The 17688-nt window shown below is 55.0% G+C and carries 21 protein-coding genes; 11 read left to right on the top strand and 10 right to left on the bottom strand.

Going from position 1 to position 17688, the window contains the following annotated elements; genetic code table 11:
• The 5 genes from TREPR_RS13660 (at window position 1) to TREPR_RS18670 (ending at window position 4088) form a co-directional block, all read left to right on the top strand.
• Window positions 1–1458, top strand: a complete 1458-nt coding sequence (locus TREPR_RS13660) for a V-type ATP synthase subunit B (RefSeq protein WP_015708919.1) — start codon at window positions 1–3, stop codon at window positions 1456–1458.
• Window positions 1459–1574: 116 nt separating this feature from the next.
• Complete coding sequence (locus tag TREPR_RS13655; protein ID WP_015708918.1) at window positions 1575–2489, top strand: PD-(D/E)XK nuclease family transposase; 915 nt, start codon at window positions 1575–1577, stop codon at window positions 2487–2489.
• Window positions 2490–2675: 186 nt separating this feature from the next.
• Window positions 2676–3092: an aspartyl protease family protein gene (locus TREPR_RS13650; protein ID WP_015708917.1), complete on the top strand. Its 417-nt coding sequence runs from the start codon at window positions 2676–2678 to the stop codon at window positions 3090–3092.
• Between the two features lie 211 nt (window positions 3093–3303).
• Window positions 3304–3930 carry a hypothetical protein gene (locus TREPR_RS13645; protein WP_015708915.1) on the top strand — a complete coding sequence of 209 codons (627 nt, stop codon included), beginning with the start codon at window positions 3304–3306 and terminating at the stop codon, window positions 3928–3930.
• 20 nt (window positions 3931–3950) lie between these two features.
• Entirely contained in the window at window positions 3951–4088 is a 138-nt protein-coding gene (locus tag TREPR_RS18670; RefSeq protein WP_015708914.1) for a hypothetical protein, read from the top strand.
• 17 nt (window positions 4089–4105) lie between these two features.
• Here TREPR_RS18670 and TREPR_RS13640 read toward each other — a convergent pair whose 3' ends face one another.
• The 4 genes from TREPR_RS13640 to TREPR_RS13625 form a co-directional block, all read right to left on the bottom strand.
• The gene (locus TREPR_RS13640; RefSeq protein WP_148257314.1) at window positions 4106–4567 is read right to left on the bottom strand and encodes a hypothetical protein; all 462 of its coding nucleotides are present in this window, start codon (window positions 4565–4567) and stop codon (window positions 4106–4108) included.
• Window positions 4568–4736: 169 nt separating this feature from the next.
• A complete protein-coding gene (locus tag TREPR_RS13635) occupies window positions 4737–5150 on the bottom strand; it encodes a type II toxin-antitoxin system VapC family toxin (RefSeq protein WP_015708911.1) in 414 nt (137 codons plus the stop codon).
• Window positions 5147–5383, bottom strand: coding sequence for a type II toxin-antitoxin system Phd/YefM family antitoxin (locus TREPR_RS13630; RefSeq protein ID WP_015708910.1), 237 nt, complete (start codon window positions 5381–5383; stop codon window positions 5147–5149). Before TREPR_RS13630 ends, TREPR_RS13635 begins: the two co-directional genes overlap by 4 nt.
• Before the next feature lie 55 nt (window positions 5384–5438).
• Window positions 5439–5804 (bottom strand): flagellar biosynthesis protein FlgN, encoded by a 366-nt coding sequence (locus TREPR_RS13625; RefSeq protein ID WP_245534837.1) that lies wholly within the window; start codon window positions 5802–5804, stop codon window positions 5439–5441.
• Here TREPR_RS13625 and TREPR_RS19000 point away from each other — a divergent pair.
• Window positions 5748–5915 (top strand): hypothetical protein, encoded by a 168-nt coding sequence (locus TREPR_RS19000; RefSeq protein ID WP_245534741.1) that lies wholly within the window; start codon window positions 5748–5750, stop codon window positions 5913–5915. The two genes, TREPR_RS13625 and TREPR_RS19000, sit on opposite strands and share 57 nt — an antisense overlap.
• Before the next feature lie 3 nt (window positions 5916–5918).
• Here the strand turns inward: TREPR_RS19000 and fliS are convergent, their stop codons facing one another.
• Both fliS and TREPR_RS13615 read right to left on the bottom strand, forming a co-directional pair.
• Window positions 5919–6365 (bottom strand): flagellar export chaperone FliS, encoded by a 447-nt coding sequence (gene fliS / locus TREPR_RS13620; protein WP_041611703.1) that lies wholly within the window; start codon window positions 6363–6365, stop codon window positions 5919–5921.
• 125 nt (window positions 6366–6490) lie between these two features.
• Window positions 6491–7174, bottom strand: a complete 684-nt coding sequence (locus TREPR_RS13615; RefSeq protein WP_015708907.1) for a DUF554 domain-containing protein — start codon at window positions 7172–7174, stop codon at window positions 6491–6493.
• A gap of 48 nt (window positions 7175–7222) precedes the next feature.
• On the opposite strand from TREPR_RS13615, the gene TREPR_RS13610 reads away from it, so the two are divergent.
• Window positions 7223–8158, top strand: coding sequence for a hypothetical protein (locus tag TREPR_RS13610; protein ID WP_041611208.1), 936 nt, complete (start codon window positions 7223–7225; stop codon window positions 8156–8158).
• A gap of 154 nt (window positions 8159–8312) precedes the next feature.
• Window positions 8313–9902 carry an ATP-binding protein gene (locus TREPR_RS13605; RefSeq protein ID WP_041611702.1) on the top strand — a complete coding sequence of 530 codons (1590 nt, stop codon included), beginning with the start codon at window positions 8313–8315 and terminating at the stop codon, window positions 9900–9902.
• Window positions 9903–9929: 27 nt separating this feature from the next.
• On the opposite strand, the gene TREPR_RS13600 is transcribed toward TREPR_RS13605, so the two are convergent.
• Complete coding sequence (locus TREPR_RS13600; protein WP_015708904.1) at window positions 9930–10616, bottom strand: RluA family pseudouridine synthase; 687 nt, start codon at window positions 10614–10616, stop codon at window positions 9930–9932.
• 1 nt (window position 10617) lies between these two features.
• Window positions 10618–11796, bottom strand: coding sequence for a glycoside hydrolase family 3 N-terminal domain-containing protein (locus tag TREPR_RS13595; RefSeq protein ID WP_015708903.1), 1179 nt, complete (start codon window positions 11794–11796; stop codon window positions 10618–10620).
• A gap of 33 nt (window positions 11797–11829) precedes the next feature.
• Here TREPR_RS13595 and TREPR_RS13590 point away from each other — a divergent pair, with 33 nt between their 5' ends.
• Window positions 11830–13314 (top strand): NFACT RNA binding domain-containing protein, encoded by a 1485-nt coding sequence (locus tag TREPR_RS13590; RefSeq protein WP_015708902.1) that lies wholly within the window; start codon window positions 11830–11832, stop codon window positions 13312–13314.
• A gap of 92 nt (window positions 13315–13406) precedes the next feature.
• On the top strand, window positions 13407–14264 hold the full coding sequence (amrB, locus tag TREPR_RS13585; protein WP_015708901.1) for an AmmeMemoRadiSam system protein B: 858 nt from the start codon (window positions 13407–13409) through the stop codon (window positions 14262–14264).
• A gap of 46 nt (window positions 14265–14310) precedes the next feature.
• Here the strand turns inward: amrB and TREPR_RS13580 are convergent, their stop codons facing one another.
• Entirely contained in the window at window positions 14311–16017 is a 1707-nt protein-coding gene (locus TREPR_RS13580) for an AMP-dependent synthetase/ligase (RefSeq protein WP_015708900.1), read from the bottom strand.
• A gap of 86 nt (window positions 16018–16103) precedes the next feature.
• Here TREPR_RS13580 and TREPR_RS13575 point away from each other — a divergent pair, with 86 nt between their 5' ends.
• Window positions 16104–16874: a hypothetical protein gene (locus TREPR_RS13575; protein ID WP_015708899.1), complete on the top strand. Its 771-nt coding sequence runs from the start codon at window positions 16104–16106 to the stop codon at window positions 16872–16874.
• A 98-nt stretch (window positions 16875–16972) separates the two neighbouring features.
• On the opposite strand, the gene TREPR_RS13570 is transcribed toward TREPR_RS13575, so the two are convergent.
• A complete protein-coding gene (locus tag TREPR_RS13570) occupies window positions 16973–17524 on the bottom strand; it encodes an Hsp20/alpha crystallin family protein (protein WP_015708898.1) in 552 nt (183 codons plus the stop codon).
• Between the last annotated feature and the right edge of the window lie 164 nt (window positions 17525–17688).

Below are 17688 nucleotides of genomic sequence, written 5' to 3'. Positions count from 1 at the left end.
ATGAGGGGAGTTGAGTACCGGGGGCTTACCCGGATAGAAGGCCCGGTGGTGATCACCAAACGGAGCCGCAACGTGGGCTTCAACGAAGTAGTGGCGGTGTATGACCGGGACGAAGGCCGCCGGCTGGGCCGGGTGGTGGACATGAGCGAGGACTGGACCGCCATCCAGATCTTCGGCAGCAACACCGGCCTTTCCGCCGACGACTCCCGGGTGGAATTTCTCGGCAAGCCCATGGAACTGCGGGTAGGCCCGGGGCTTCTGGGCCGCATCTTCAACGGCCTGGGTGAACCCATCGACGGTTACGGAAACATCTTTTCCTCCACCTGCCTGGACGTGAACGGCCTCCCCATCAACCCCTTTGCCCGCACCTATCCACGCGACTTTATCCAGACCGGGGTTTCCTCCATTGATGGCATGAACACCCTGATCCGGGGGCAGAAACTCCCGATTTTTTCCGGCAACGGCCTTCCCCATAACCGCCTGGCCGCACAAATAGTGCGACAGGCAAAAATCCTCAACACCGCAGAAGGCGCCGCCGAACCCTTTGTGGTAGTTTTCTGCGCTATGGGGGTCAAGTACGATGTGGCCCGGTTCTTCCTGGACGACTTTGAACGCTCCGGGGTCCTGGCAAATGTGGTAGTATTTCTGTCACTAGCCGACGCCCCCTCCCTGGAACGGCTGGTAGCCCCCCGCTGCGCCCTTACCGCCGCAGAATACCTGGCCTACGAACGGAACATGCACGTCCTGGTGGTGATGACCGACATGACCAACTACTGCGAAGCCCTCCGGGAAGTAAGCTCCATCCGAGGCGAAGTCCCCAGCCGCAAGGGCTACCCCGGCTACCTTTACTCAGATTTGGCAAGCCTCTACGAGCGGGCAGGAAAAATTTCCGGCTCCTCGGGCTCCATTACCCAGATACCAATACTAACCATGCCCAACGACGACATCAGCCACCCCATCCCGGACCTTTCGGGGTACATCACCGAAGGCCAGATAGTCCTGGACCGGGAACTTTCCCAGAAGGGCATCTACCCCCCGGTGGCGGGGCTCCCCAGCCTCTCCCGTCTCATGAAAGACGGCATCGGTGAAGGCATGACCCGGGAGGATCACAAAGACGTATCCAGCCAACTTTTCGCCGCCTACTCCAAGGTCAAACAGGTCCGCAACCTTTCGTCCATCATCGGTGAGGAAGAACTCTCCGACGCGGACAAACGCTACCTCCGTTTCGGCGAACTCTTTGAACAGGACTTCCTCACCCAGGGCGAATTCGAGGACCGCGACATAGGCCAAACCCTGGACCTGGGCTGGAAAGTCCTGGCCACCCTGCCTCGGGAAGATCTCCTGCGGATCAAAAAAGAATACATCGAAAAGTACATGAACCCCTTTGCTGCGAACGCAGTATTGTCTCCAGCCTCCGAAGGCTGGGGTAAAGGGGTGGACGGATTAGGTGGACTATAGTCCCTAAAAAGCTCGCCTGGCGCCTTTGCCGTTTCGTCAAATCCCAAATATTTTTCGCCGTCCATTAAAGTAAAATCTCTCCTTATTCCCCTAACCCCCTCTATAAGGAGAATTTTATGGACAACAAAGAATCCGACAGCTTCACCGAAAACCCCATCGGCAAAAAGCGGGTACAACTCAAAGCGGAAGACGATCTCCTGGATATCTCCCAGGACCCGATCTTCAAAGCCGTGCTTACCCAGGACACACCCGCCTCCCGAAACGCCCTCCGCTTCCTCGTTTCCGCCGCCATCGGGCAGCCGGTCACTATCATTTCCGTTTCTACCAACGAACCCCCGGTCAGGGGAATCCGGGACCGGCAGCTCCGGTACGACATTTCCGTCAAATTTAACGACGGCAGCCTGGGGGACATCGAAATGACCGTGTACCCTGATGTCTATGAACATTTCAGGCAGGAATACTACCTCGCCCGGCTTTTTACTACCCAGGATATCAAAGGTACCGAGCTCGGCTATAGGAATTTGAAGCCCACCTGGCAGATATCCCTTCTGGGGGAAAATATCCATGCTGACAACGCCCTGGTTCACCAGTTCCGGTACTATGACAAGGAAAATAACTTGCCATTCCGGGGGCTGACCTCTATAATAGATGTGGAGTTGCCAAAGGCGGAACAGTTCCTGGAAACGCCGGTCTCTGAGATGGCGCCCATAGAACGCTGGGCGGTATTTTTTCGGTATAGCCAGGACCCGACGCGGCGGGCTTTGATCAATGAAATACTGGACCAGGAGGAAGGGATACAAATGGCGGCCGAAGAACTCTTATTGATAAGCGAGGACGAAAACAGGCGGTTTCAGCTTGAACATGAACTTAAGAATTTCCTGGATATAAAGTGCGGGATGGTAGACGCCAGATGGGAAGGGTATAAACAGGCTAAAGAAGAAGATGCAGGAATAATCCAGGAGAAGGACGCTGCGCTTCTGGAGAAGGACCGGGAAATAGCGGAGCTTAGAGCAAAACTCGACAGGCCGTAACTCCAAGCAAGTTCCGAAGGAACTTGCCGGCGCCTTTTTTGCCGAAAAAACAAAAAATCCCCCAAAAAATAATTTCCGCTAAAGCATTTTGCAGGATTGCGCCCTTATAGGGGGTTGCAGGGAAAGTCCGGCCGTTGGCCTGGGGTCCCCCGGTGTGGTATACTAATCGTAATGGAGCGAGGCAAAATGGTGGGAACGGTGTATGAAGAAATCACCCTGAAAAACCTGGGCGATGTAAGTGCGGTTGAGCGTGGGCATCTGGCGGAACCGGAAATCCGTCAAACGACGGTACGGTCCGTCGTCGATACCGGGGCGGAGACCCTGGTTATCAGCGAAGCAGTGCAGAAAGAGCTGGGCCTGCGGACGGAACACCTGCGCGAATCCACCCTGGCAAATGGGGAAAAAGTGGTCTGCAAGATAGCCGAGGCCGTAAAGGTGCAATGGAAGGACCGCTCCATGGCCTGTGAACCCTGGGTGCTTCCCGGCGCGGCGGAGGTGCTCCTGGGCTCAATCCCCCTGGAAAACATGGACCTCATGGTGGACCCCACGGAACGGAAACTGGTCGGCGTCCACGGCGACGAGCCCCTGGGGCGTATTTATTAGCGGCCCATGAAAAGGTGCCTGGCACCTTTTCGGCTCCGTCAAGTTCCGCAGGAACTTGCCAGGGATACAAAAGCCCGGGGATACCGGGCTTTTTTTAGGCGATCATCGTACTACTGCAAAAAATGACTGGAGTAACGTTCAACCCGGAATTTCACGTCAATTCTTCCCGGTTTTCCGAAAATAAGTTATATTTAGATGAGAGGAGCAGAGCATGGCGACAACAGAAGCGATAGGCGAAGGCCTGACTTTTGAGAAAGTGTGGGCAGCAATACAAGCCACCGATGCGCAGATAAAGGCCACCGATGCGCAGATAAAGGCCACCGGTGAACAGATAAAAGCTCACGATGAGCAGATAAAGGCCGACAAAGAATGGGCTAGGGACCTGATAAAGGCCAGCGACAAGAAGATGGGGGAACTGACTAACCGCTTCGGGGAAATGGTTGAGCACATGGTCCTGCCGAACCTGTTAACGAAGTTCGATGAGCTGGGCTTTACCTTTACCAAGGCAGGCCCTACCACCATCGAGGACAAAGTGAACGGTATCTTCACCGATGTTGACGCGGTTCTGGAAAACGGCGATAAGGTGATGATCGTGGAAACCAAAACCAAGCCCAAGATTGAGGATATAGACGACCACATAGAGCGCATGGAAAAGATGCGCAGACATGCGGATTTGCATAATGACCAGCGGGTCTACCTGGGCGCCATGGCGGGGGTGGTTTTTGGGAAGAGCGAGAAAACCTATGCCTTGAAAAAGGGGTTTTATGTGCTGGAGCCTGCGGGGGACACCTTCGCTATCACCGTCCCGGAAGGCTGCTATTACCCCCATGAATGGTAATAGGATGGAAAAGGCGCCGGGTGCCTTTTGGGGGCGGAACAGTTCCTGGAAACGCCAGACGGGAAGGGTATAAACAGGCTAAAGAAGAAGATGCAGGAATAATCCAGGAGAAGGATCGGGAAATAGCGGAGCTTAGAGCAAAACTCGACAGGCCGTAACTCGCGCCCGGTGTATCCTATTGCAGTTTGAATGTTTCGAACACTGCTTCGTCTCCTACGGTCAGCATCCGGACGGCTCCCGCAGCATACCAAAAAACATAGGGCACGCTTTTCACCGTCCCCCTGTCCTTGATGAACAGTATACCCCGTTTCTTGTCGCTATCGGTATCGGTCTGCCCTGAATAGCCGTTAAGTGTAATGCCTTTGGTAAAATCAGTATTGAGGGGGCGTACTGAACCGGTGATAGTAATGGTGTCATAGCCAATTACCAATCGACCCGGTGTTTCCCAGGCTGTTTCGGCCCTGGTAGAGTCCCATGTGCCAATCAAATAGTATTCCATCGACTTGAGCGGTGGCGTATCTTCCCATTCACAGCCTAAAAAGAGGAACGCCATCAGGGAGCAGCATACAATGCCGACTAAAGTCGGGCCGACTTTAGTCGGCAAGTTCCCCGCGCATATACCCAAAAAACGCTTCATGTTTAAAGTATACCCCCAAAAAAGTCCCTGCGGCAAGGTCAGGGCTGGAAAGGGTCAGGGCTGGGGGGAATACCCGTAGCAGAGAACGTCTACGCTGCTATGGGGGCCGGCGCGGATGTCTTTTTAAGCGGTGAATCTCTAAAAACTGAAATTTTGGATATTCACTGCTTTATAAAATTGTTTTAATCCCTGCTTTTTTACAAGCTCTGGCAAGATTGCCGTCATTGGTTCCCATAACGCCGCCTTTTCTGATCGCCAATTCAAGGTATGAAGCGTCATAACAATAGAGGTCATACTTTCCTGCAATTTCCAAAAGGAGCGTTGAATAGGCAGGCCCTGTTTCTGTATCCGTATGCAGGGAATAGCTTGATAATAGATCCAGGCTGTGTATGGCATCAAGCTTGGTGATACGTTTTCTGGCGATTGCTTTTTTCATTACATTTGCTATTTCGTACCAGAATAACTGTGGTACATAGAGTACATCTGCTTCGCTTATTTTATTAAACTTATTTTCAATTTTATTTGAATCATCCTCGGCGAGTATGAGAGGGGTAATGAATGAACAGTCTAAAATATAATTCACGGTCTGCCGTCTTCTATGGCTTCACGGATACTAAAAGGCTCACCGGTCGTTCTGTTCCTGATTTCTTTCAGTTCTTTGGTTATTTTCCGGCGGGATACTTTTTTATCTTCTGCATAGGGTATTAACCTGGCAATGGGTACCCCTCGTTTGGTGATAACGTAGTCCCGCCCTTTTTGAATTTCATCCAGCATTTCTGACAGATGGGTTTTAGCATCGAAGGTTCCAATAGTCATAGACAGTCTCCTGCAAACTAGTATATTAAACTAGTTGCTATCTGTCAAATGGTATTTAACCCTTCAGGTCTATCATGGAAGGAGCGTCGCCTGAGTAAATTGAAGGACGGGCTGCGTAGGGGTTACCCCGGAGACCCTTGAGTTCCCCCTGGATTTCCGCCATGCGCTTGGAAAGCAGGTCCTTGTTCCGTTCGGACCGGGCCGCAGCTTCCTGCTTGAGCCCTTCCAGGGTGGATTTGAGTTCAGCGATTTCGCCGTCGCCCTTTTCCGAGGTAAGCGCCACAGTGCGGTACAGCTCCTCCATTGGGTCCATGGTTTTCTGGATGGCGAAGATCTCAGCCAGAATTTGTTCTTCCAGTTCTACATGGGAAAGCAGTGCTTGAGTATCGCCTTTTTCGATGATGGTCTGTTGTTTGTCCAGAGTATCGAGGTATTCCCGAAAACGGTCCTGCTGGGCGCAGAGCAGTTCCCGGTAGCGTTTCAGGATGGCGGCTTGTTGGGCCGCTTCTTTTTCGGGAATAGCCGTGCCTAAGCCTTAGCCGGCAATATTGACGCCCGTGGAGGGGCTCTTGATCCCTTCCATGGAAGTGGTGGCGATTATGGCGCTCCAGGCGCTTCGGAGATCGTTCAGCATATTGCGGACCCTTGAAATGCGCAGGATGTCCTGGTCGATGTTGGCCCCCAGCAGTTCCTTGTTGAACCAGGTGTAGAGGGAAAAGAGGTTTTGGGCGATCTCTCCACCCAGGTCAAAATTCAGGGAAGCCATCAGTTCGGTGACGATTTCTTGGGTTTTCAGGATGGATTTGCTGATTTTTTCGATCCTGCCGGGGTCTTTTTTGCCTGCGGCATCTTTTTCCAAAAGTTCAAGACCATGATCCAGTTGTTTTACCGCCTCGTCGTAGAGCATGATGATGAGCTGACCCTGACTTGCCGTTTTGATTCGGGTCTCTTTGTAAGCGGATAGTTGATTTGAATATGCCAAAATGGTCCCCTCCATACGTACTGTATGTAATCCCGGGCGGGTAAAACCGTTCCGGGGTTTCCTTTCTTTATCGGTGATTTATGGAGTATATTAAAGTTTTATTAAAATTTCCAGAGACTTTCAGCTTAAAACAAAGTTTTTATTCCCAGGTAAAGCCAGGGGATAAAAATCGCCGGGATCAGGTTGGCCACCTTGATTTCCTTTACCCCCAGGAAATTGAAACCTATGGCCGCTACCAGGAGGTTCCCCACGGCGGACATTTCCCGGATGATTTCCGGGCTGAGGAGGTCTTTGATGGCCATGGAGGCCAGGGCTATCCCCGCCTGGTAGACAAATACCGGGATGGCAGAAAAAACCACCCCTATGCCCATGGAGGCGGCAAAAACCAGGGAAATGGATCCGTCCAGCACGGATTTGGCAAAGAGGGTCTCATGGTTCCCCAGGAGGCCGCTCTGCATGGACCCCACAATGGCCATGGACCCGGTGCAGAAAAGTATGCTGGCGGATACAAAACCCTTGGAAAAGGCCCCTCCGCTCATCTTGAGCTTCCGCTCCGCCCAGTTCCCGAAGAGGTTCATCAGCCGGTCAATATTGATAAGTTCCCCCAGGACCGCCCCGATTACCATACTCATGATCAAAAGGAGGACCATTTGATTGTCCAGGGCGCCCTTGATCCCCACATATACAATGGAAAGGCCTATGGCCTTTTTAAGAATCTCCTCGAAACGCCCGGGAATTCCCCGGATGAGAAAACAACCCACCAGGGCACATACCACAATCGCCGCCGCATTAACCACCGGTCCTAACATGGGTACCTCTATTATCATAATGATGTTTTTCGTAGTATAGTACGGAAAATGAATAGTGAAAACCAGGGAACTCCAGGGCGCCAATCCCCGGCAGCCGCGATGCTGACCATATTGGCCAGTCCGGTTCTGCGGGGCCCAGCCTTACGGTGTATCGCCACCATCTTTACAAAATTTTTCTTTCTCCAGTACCGGGCCGCTTTGTCCCCCGGGCTTATCCCGGTTACTTCGGTGGATCATCCCCTGGACGCCAAGGTTCCCTTCATCCCCCGGTGGGTGGATATTTACCTGGACTTTGTCGCCTTCTGGATCCGCATCCTGGGTTTCCTCCTGAAGCACTACCGCCGTCGGGCCCTGGGGCCGGTTAAGGACTTTCTCAATTCCATGACCCGGCTCTACTATTTCGCCGCGGAGGTCTATTCCAAAAATATGTCCACTACCCACCGTCCCCGGTACATTGCCCGGCCCCGGTTTTTCCTGATCCATCTGACGGATCCTCACCTGATGTGCATCCCCAGCCTCCATGTGATGGTGATGATTTTAAGCTACACCCGGTTCCGCCAGATACTCAGATCCTTTGGGGACGAAGAAGCCCTGAAAGAACAGATCGGCGAGGTAAACGCCAGGGCCGCGCTGATCACCGAGGCCATACTTTTTGTGAAGCAGCACAGTGTGAACTGCGTGGCCGCTGCTATGTACGCCATGTCCCGGTTTGATTCGTGGCGAGGGGTACCTAGGTACCCCGAGTCCAATACCTCTAAAGAACAACATACCCCGGCCGCTTGCGGCGGGGTTGTTGATTCGCTCCTCTTCCCACCTGAGGAGGCAGAGGTTTTTGTTGCCGGGCTTTTCCGGGACACCCTGCCCCCGGCGGATGCGGCGCTTATCCGGGAGCATATCCTGGCCCTGTACCGGCGATTCATGGCGGAGGGGGAGGGCGGGGGCGCCTGGGAGGAGCCGCTGCTGGGGTTTCTGCGGGGAGCATAAGCAAGAAGAATTTCACCACAAAGGACGCGAAGGACGGAAAGGGGAAAATATATAATGTACCTTCTTTCCCTAGAGTCCTTTGCATCTTAGTGGTTATTAAATCTTATTGCTCGGCACCTGTTTTTCCCGCCCCCATTCTGTGTATACTATACCCATGGACAAACGTAAAACTCGTTTTTTCAATACCACCGGCCCCTGTAATCCCGAGGATCACTACATGCTGCCCCCGGAAGAGCGGCTGGTGGGGACCCAGCTGCACCGCTATATCGGGGACAAGCTCTATTGGGTGCTCCATGCCCCCCGGCAGACCGGGAAAACTACCTTCCTGCAGAGCTGGATGCGGGAGATAAACGCTGGGGATGAGGCTATTTCCTGTTATGTCAGCGTGGAGACCTGCCAGGGGGTTCCGGAAGCTGAACGGGCAATACCGGTTATATGCGATGCGGTCAGAAGGTGGTCGGAGCAATACGATCTGCCTGTTCCTGCCATTGAGGATGAAACCCCCCAATCCCGGCTAAACAGTATACTGGCTAATTGGGCAAAACTGGTCGCCCCCAAACCGCTTATTGTCCTGTTTGACGAAGTGGATGTCCTTACCGGGGATGCCCTGATCAGCTTTCTGCGCCAGCTGCGGGATGGATTTGCCTCTCGTAGTGTCGGCAAATTCCCCGTATCCATTGCCCTGGTGGGAATGCGGGACCTGAAGGACTATATCACCGCCGCCAAGGGCGGCATTCCGGTGAACCCCGGCTCGCCCTTTAACATCAAAGCAGATTCAGGAACTATCGCTAATTTCCATAAGAAAGATGTGGAGCGGCTCTTTGCCCAGCGGACCACAGAAACGGGGCAGCGGATTAGTCCGGAGGCCTTGGATTATGTGTATGGCCAGTCCCATGGGCAGCCCTGGCTGGTGAATTCCCTTTTTATGCGGGCCACTATGCGGATACTGGATGCGGATAGCACGGAAACGGTGACCATTGACCATGTCCGGGAGGCCCGGGAGCAGATGATCCAGGCCCGGGAAACCCACCTGGACTCCCTGGGGGCCCGCTTGCAGGATGAGCGGGTACGGTGGGTGATACAGGCCATCATAACCGGCGAAACAGACCGGCTTCTGGGGCGGACGAATCCGGATGTGGAGTTTTGCATGGACATGGGCCTGGTCGAGTGGAATAGCGGGACCGGCTTTACCATCGCAAACCCGGTGTATGAGGAAATCCTCACCCGGTACCTGAACTCCGCCTACCACGACAGCCTGCCATCCCCCAAAACCTGGTGCTGGCAGAAAAGCGACGGGAAGCTGGACATGGACGCCTTGCTCCGGGAATTCCAGGCCTTCTGGCAGAACAACTCCGAAGTATGGGAACGGCAGGCGGATTATATGGAAGCTTTCCCTCATCTGCTGCTCATGGCCTTTCTGCAGCGGGTTACCAACGGGAGCGGCCGCATTGAGCGGGAATATGCAGCGGGCAGCGGGAGGATGGATCTGGCGGTGGAATACCGGGGCGACTGGAATATTATCGAGGTAAAGTTGCTGCGCCAGGGGAGGAGCTTTGAGGCGATAATGGCCGAAGGTATCAAACAGACCTTGGGCTACCGGGACAGTTTTTTTCCGGTCCATGCTTCGCGGGAAGCTCAAGCGCCTTGCTATTTGCTTATCTTTGACCGCCGCCCGGACAAACCTGCTTGGCAGGAGCGGATCAAGTGGATCGATGCGGAGGGGCTTACGGTGCTTGGGTGCTAAGTCTGTCTCTGTGCTCCGTGGTTAAATTTATTCCAGTTTTTCAAAGTCCTCCCAGAGCCGGTCCCGCAGGGGCGGCGCCGCAGTGACCAGTATCTGTTCCTTTTTCCAGGGAGCGTCGAAGCGCAGTGATCGTGCGTGGAGCCGTATGCCCCCGGTTTTTTCGCTGCGCTTTGCCCCGTATTTCAGGTCTCCCCGGATGCGGAGGCCCAGGGCGGCTAATTGGGCGCGGATCTGGTGGTGCCGGCCTGAGATCAGTTCTATTTCCAAGAAAAGGTAGCGCTCCCCCCGGCCCGCAATGCGGTAGCGGAGCTGCCCCTTCCTTCTGCTGGGACCCTCTTCGCCGTAGGCAATACTTTTATTGCGCTTTTTATCTTCTATGAGCCAGTGGATCAGTTCCCCGGTTTCAGCCAGGTTCAGTTCCGGAGGCGGCATTTCGATGACCGCCCAGTAGTATTTCTGTGCTTTTCCTGAGGCGAAGGCTTTGTTGAGAAAGGCCAGGGCCTTTGGGGTGCGGGCAAAGAGGACGCAGCCTGAGGCGGGGACGTCCAGCCGGTGAACTGCGGTAATTGGGCCGCCAAAGCGATCCTCCAGGAGGGCGGGCAGGGAGACCATGCCCTTTTCGGTGCCCTCGCAGGCTTCCCCGCAGCGTTTGTTTACGGCGACACACTGTTCGTCCGCATACAGGATACGTTCTTCTTCAATAATAGTGTTCATGTTAATCCATTAATCCAAAGCAGATTTTTTCATATATGATCCGGGTTGCCGCTTCTTCAAGCCGCTCCCGGGAAAGCCGTCCTTCCTGCAGTGCCCGGAGTATTGCCCGGTGAACGCGGCTGAGGCTCCGGGGCCAGGTCATCACCATATCTACCCCGGCGATAAGCGCTTCCACTACCGCCGCTTCCTCCGTTAACCCGGCGGCGCTGATCGCCCCCATGGAAAAATCGTCCCCCAGGACCAGGCCTGAAAACCCCAGTTCCCCCCGGAGCCAGGTTTGTATCACCGCTGGCGAACGACTGGCCTGTATGCCCGGCTGCCGGGCGTTAACGATAGTGTGGGAAACCATGATCCCCGCCGGGCTTTCCCGGGTTATGATCCCCCTAAAGGGCCGGACCCTGCGGTTCAGGGCCTCCCTGTCCTCGGTCAGCACCGCCCCTGCCCGGTGGGGGTCGGTCCCGGAATTTCCGGGGAAGTGCTTTGCCACGCAGGCTACCCCGGAGGAAGCCATGCCCCGGATAAAGGCGGCGGCGGCTTCCTCGACAAAGGCGGCATCCGGCCCATAGGAGCGGTCTTCCAGGAACGTAACATTTTCCCCATCCAGCAGTTCCGCTACCGGGGCAAGGTTCATCGTGATCCCCAGGGAACGCAGCTCCCGGCCCGACCGGGCGGCGTCTTCTTCGATCGCCCTGAGAACAGTGTTTCTGTCCCTTGTCCGGGCCGCCTCCCAATAACTCAACGGTGAAGGCAGCCGTTCCACCCCGGCGACAAAACGGTGGATTTGCCCCCCTTCGTGATCCACCGCCATGAAGGGGGGGATCCGGATATTCCCGGCGCCCCGGCTAAGCGGTGTGTTCAAAGCCGCCAGATCCGAAACGGTTTTGAGAAAAGCCGGGATGCGCTCCTTGTTCATGTTAAGGTTCATCCGGAACAGCATAACCCCGCCGGGGGATATATCCCGGAGCAGGTCTGTCATGGCCGTCCCCAGGGAGCCGTTCCCGTCCAGCCCGGTGAGCAGTACCTGTGCCGCCAGGGCCTTTTCATCCATGGCCGCCGCGATCCCCGCCGCCCGTTCCCGGCGCTGTCCCTCCATGCCGCCACCTGCCCCCAATTCCAGGGCCCGGCAAAGAGGGGCGGTTCCCAGGGTATAGAGCAACAGCAGCAGGGGCAGGGGCTTCATAGGATTACTATACCTTTTATGCTATAATTGATCATGTCCCTGAACTGGAAAGAAATCAACCTCATCCTCTCGGAACTGGATTTGCCGGGCCATCAGATTCAGAAGGTGGTACAAAGCGCCTACGATGTGCTGACCCTGCAAATCTACGGCAAGGGTGGCGCCGGAACCTTCCTTATCGCGGTCACCCCCGGGGCCTGTCGCATGCACAAAACTTTTCGCAGCGTGCCCAAGAATGACCGGCCTCTGCGTTTCGCCGAATTCCTCAAGTCCCGGATAGTCAACGGCTGGATTGAGGAGGCGGAGCAGCTGGGGGACAACCGCATTGTCCGGCTGGTGATTAGGCAGGGCAAAAGCCGGTACCGGCTCTACGTCCGGCTCTGGTCCAACGCCGCCAATGTGGTGGTGACCGATGAAACCGGTGCCATCCTGGACGCCATGCGCCGTCTCCCCAAACGGGGTGAACTTACCGGCGGGCAGTATGAGCCCGAAAAGGTGACTGTCACCAGTTCAGCGCCGGACGCCAAAAAGGTGACTGTCACCGATTTGAAGGCGCCTCGGGAGTACGCGGTTCGGGAATTTGCCCCGGGAAGTTTGGCTGGTGTTGCGGACGATGCTTCTTTCAACGAGAAAATCGACGCCTGGTATGCGGAACACGGGGGCGCCCTGTCCCTGGAAGCGCTGCGGGAACAGGCGCGGCGGAGTTACGAGGGGCGTATGGCCCGGCTCGGGGCTTCCCTGGAACGGCTGCGGGAAAAAGAGGCGGAGTTCGGTTCCGCAGAAAAGCTGCGGGAGTACGGGGATATCATCATGGCCAATATCGCCGCCATCAGGCCCGGGGATGCCTGGCTGGAAGCGGAGAATTTTTACGCCGAACCGGGGAGCCTTATCCGGATCAAGCTGGAGCCCCGCAAAAGCCCTGCCGCCCAGGGGGAACTCTACTATGAACAGTACCGCAAGGCTAAAAATGGGCTGGCGGATATCAAGGCCGAACTGGCCACCGGAGAAACGGAGCTCGCTGCCCTGGAACAGACTTTGGCGCGGCTGCTGGAGGAGACCAACCCCCTGGCCCTCCACAAATTGCTCAGAAACAAGGGCGGGAAGCCGGTTGCCAAGGCGGACAGCAAGCGGCCCGGACTTTCTTTCCGGCGCAAGGACTGGCTCATCATTGTGGGCAGGGACGCCGCTGAAAACGACGAGCTTCTGCGCCGGCACGTCAAGGGAAACGATCTCTGGCTCCACGCCCGGGACTTTCCCGGCTCCTACGTGTTTATCAAGCAGCGCTCCGGGAAGTCCGTGCCCCTGGACATACTCCTGGATGCGGGCAACCTGGCTATCTTCTACTCCAAGGGCCGTAATAACGGCGAAGGGGACCTGTTCTACACACCGGTAAAATTCTTGAGGCGGGTGAAGAACGGCCCCAAGGGGCTGGTGATCCCCACCCAGGAAAAAAATCTCCACATCAGGGTGGAGGAGGGGCGGCTCAAGGAACTGGAGCAGTGCCGGATAGAAAAACAGTAAAAAATGAAAAGAAACTGGTAAAATTTCACGTTTTTTTCAATTCCTCCCTGTTTCTTCTTGCAGGAGCAGGGTCCGCAACTTAGACTTAGTATATGGGGGCGTTGCAAAAAACCATTAACGAAAAAGGCCGTCATCCCGTTGTGGCGGGTCTGTTTTATCCCGAGGAAAAAATAGACCTGGAGTCTCAGCTCTGTTCCTTGGGATTGGAAAGCGGCGTTGGGGGCAAGGCGGCGGCTATCATCGCCCCCCATGGGGCCTGGAACCTTTCCGGCGCCCCCGCAGCGGCGGCCTTTTCCGCAGCCGCAGGCAGGGCCTGGCAGCGGAATGGCGGTGAGGGTATAAGCCGGGTGGTGATCCTGGGCACTATTCACAATAAAGAAGATCAGGGGATCTTTTTTTCAGACTCCCAGTTTTTTGAAACCCCTCTAGGGCGGATGTGGATCGATTCCGAAGTATCCGAAACCCTTGCCTCCTGCAGCACCCTCTTTGAAACCAACGATATTCCCCACTTAAAGGAAACCTCTGTGGAGGTCCTGCTCCCCCTGGTGCAGTTCTGTTTCCCCGGCGCGGCCATAGTCCCGGTGCTCATGGGGGGCGCCCAGCCCCGACTGGTTTCAGCCCTGGCCCGGGCGCTCCAGGTAAGCCTGGAGCCCATCCTGAACGATACCCTGCTGGTGATTTCCTCAAACATCTCCCTCCAGGATGATGAGCCAGGCGCCCGTTCTGCGGCAGAAAGCTGTATCCGCTTGCTGGAAGAAAAGAAAACTGCCGAATTTATTTCCGGTGTCCAGGATGGCAGGATAAGTTCCTGCGGCGGCCCCCTGATCGCCGCCCTCCTGGAAAGCGGCCTTGTAGCGGACCGCAAGGTCCGTCTGGTCTCGAATCCCCTGCTTACCGCCAAAGGCGACTGGGGGCACTATACCTGTTATGCGGGGATTGCCTTTGAATAGCGGAGATTGATACGATTTTAGCAGCACTTTGGCTTTTTCTAATTCTTTACACCGCGTCCCGCTTGATCTTTTTCGTAGTGGTCATCTCCATGGGCTCTTCCAGAATGACGGTCCGCCCTATCTTCTGATACGGCAGGAGCCGCTGGTTCACCTCGGTGATGATCCTTTCGATTCGCAGCTTAATCTCATCTTTTGAAACTACTCCGGCGGCACTGAAGTACTCCGGGCTGGGGAATACCAGGGCCTCGATATCTTCAACCTTCAGTTTCTTATCCGCCACAAAGCCCCGGATCATAATCTGGTCGATCTCTTCATAGAGTTGAAATTCGTTTTCGATTTCTTCGGGGTACACATTCTTTCCCCCATCGGTGACGATCATGTTTTTGGCGCGGCCGGTCAGGTAAAGGTAGTCCTCGTCATCCAGGTAGCCCAGGTCGCCGGTTTTAAGGTAGCCATCCGGGGTAAAGGCCTGGGCGGTCTCATGGGGCATCAGGTAGTAACCCTGCATGACCACCGGGCCCTTCACAATAACTTCCCCGACCCCCCGCGCATCCGGGCGGAGTATCCGCATATCTACTTGAGGGATCACCTTGCCTACACTGGTTTCCTTGTAATGATCCACCGGGTTCAGGGTGATGATCGGGGATGTTTCGGTGAGGCCGTAGCCCTGGATAAAGTTGATCCCCAGCTGGTTGAATTTCCGGAATACACTGGGCGCCAGGGGGCCGCCACCGCAGATGCAGGTCTTGACCGAGCTCAGGGAGGCCTGTTCCAGGAGGGAGTGGAATATTTTTTTGCCCGGGTTCACCTTGAAGGTCTTTTTGATAAATCCCGAAAAGGCCATGAGCAGGGAAATGAAGCCGTAGGCAATGGGGCCCTTCTGCTTGACCCCCCGGATGATCCCCGCCAGGAGCTTGTTGAAAAGCATGGGAACTCCCAGGAACAGGGTGATTTTCGCCTGTTTCAGGTCCTTGAGTATGGCCTTGGTAACCATCCGTTTGCCGAATACCAGTTCCGAACAGCAGGCCATGACCACAATAAAGACAGTCATGCTGTAGGCATGGTGTATGGGCAGGAGAGCGTAGAACACATCCTCGGGGAACAGATCGATATGGGCCTGGGCAAGGAAATTGTCGGAAACCAAATTGGCATGGGTCAGCACGACTCCCTTGGGATTTCCCATGGTCCCGGAGGTAAAGAGGATCGCCGCCAGGTCGTTTTCTGTTGCCGGGTCTATATTCGCTTCAGGGCCATCCAGATCGTATATATAGGTTCCTATGCCCTTCCGAAGGGAGACCACTTCGGTAAGAGAGCCGGGATTTGGGCCCCCCAGAGTTGCGGCATAGCGGTCGTGTTTTTCCTCATCCACAAAGAGGATCTTGGCCCCCGAGGTCCGCAGGAGCAGATCCAGTTCCTCCTGCTTGAGCTGGTAATCAATGGGAACCACCACGGCCCCGGCGAAATGGATGGCGATAAAAGCTACGGTCCATTCAGGGGAATTTTTTCCCGTCAGGGCAATATGGTCCCCCTTGCGGACCCCCCGACTGTGGAGCCACCGGGCGACCGCCTCAATGATATGCAGGGCTTCTTTATAGGTAAGGGAAATGCGATCCGGTTCATAAATGGTAAAACAGGGCCGATCACCATGCCGGGCAACGGAGATCCGAAAGGTCTCCGGAAAGGTCGGCCAGGTTCCGTTAAAATAAGTTCCCCGGTACTCATCCAGATATGCCCAGGGTGTACTTGTGCTCATATATGCCTCCGAGAACAATCCCTGTTATTGGACACCGGAAACATCCACCGGTTGCAGGAATCATAATAACAGGATATACCTATTATATGAATTTCTGTGCAAAAAAAGCCATTTATTTTTTGTCGGGTACTACGATTTTCCTCGCACTTCTCCTATCCGCATGTTCTGGCCGGGTCAGCGGCAGCCTCCGAAGCGATGGCTCGGCGGACCTGTACCTGGAGATTAGCCTGGAATCCCAGATGAGCGCTCTGATTCGCTCCATATCAAACCTCGCTGCCGGAGGGAGCTCTCCGGCCGGCAGCCGGGAACCGCCCCTTCTGGACGGCGCTGCCATGTCCCGATCCATGGCCAATGCCCCGGGGGTTGCGGCGGTTTCCCTGGGCAACCGGAGTCCCAGCAGCGTTGCGGGCAGCATACGTATCACCCGGGTAGACCAGTTTCTGGACCTTCCCGGGGCAAATACCGGGGGAAACCGGTTTATCACCTATATCCCCACCCAAGTGTCCGGGGAACCGGAAAGCCGTATGCGGATTTATCTGGACCGCACTAACGGCCCCCGGCTCCTTACCCTGCTCTCCGAGGATATCCGGGACTACCTTTCCGCCCTCATAGCCCCGGTAGCCACCGGGGAGCAGCTTGGCAAGGCGGAATACCTGGATTTAGTCGCTTCCTTTTACAATAAGTCCCTGGCGGATGAGATAGCCGCCGCCCATATTTCCATAGTTTTCGGCTTCCCCGGCCCGGTAAGCTCTGTCAAAGGGGGGACCGTTTCCGGTACCCAGGCCCGGTTTGATATTCCCCTGGTGGATCTGTTGGTTTTGGAAGCGCCCCTGGTATATGAGGTTTATTGGAAATAAGGCCGGGAGAAAACACGCTTATCCCGGCACAAGCAGTAAGAGGAATTTCACCACGAAGGACACAAAGAAGCGCTCACTTGTGAATTCCTCATTGCTAATTACTTTTCTTCTTTGATTATCTCGATTTTAATCCCGTCATTCTGGTCTGGTTCGTCTTTTGGGGGGATAGAAACCCGGAGTATGCCGTTTTTGTAGACCGCCTTGACCTTTTCCTGGGCGTATTTGTCCAAAGGTGCGAAGTATTTCTGCTTTTCAATGTCTTTCATCTTCAAACGGCGTTTGAAATACCGGACATTCTCATCCTGGGTGAGGTCAAACCCGGTATCTTCCCCCAACTTAGCGGAAAACACCATGTAATCCCCCTGAAAAGAGAGGCTGATGTCCTTTTCGTCGAACCCCGCAAGGGCAAATTCGAAGATAAGGCTGCGGTCATCGGTCATGTAGACATTCATCGGGGGGTAGGAATAGTTGGGGTAATAGTCAACATTTTCATCGAAGGGGGCTTTGGTAAAGGGGTTCCTGGGGTTACAATCCGCCCCATCGCCCATGGGGCGAAAATTCCGATGGAATTCGTCGGAGAAATCACGGGCTGCTTCGAAGATTTCATCGAAAATCGTGCCCATGTCCATGTAAGATCTGTTGCCTTTCATATTAGGCTCCTTTGCGCATCACCGTGCGCTGCGCCGGCCTTAGGCCCGGCAAAAATAGGACCCTCTTACGAGCGATCCCAAAGGGTAACACCCTTACATTTAATATAACGATATTTACGAAAAAAGCAAAGATTTACCGTAGAGAACAGGAGGCAGGGGTGGAA

The sequence above is a fragment of the Treponema primitia ZAS-2 genome (genome assembly GCF_000214375.1).
GTDB lineage: Bacteria > Spirochaetota > Spirochaetia > Treponematales > Breznakiellaceae > Termitinema > Termitinema primitia.
This window is presented reverse-complemented; position numbering and strand designations above follow the sequence as displayed.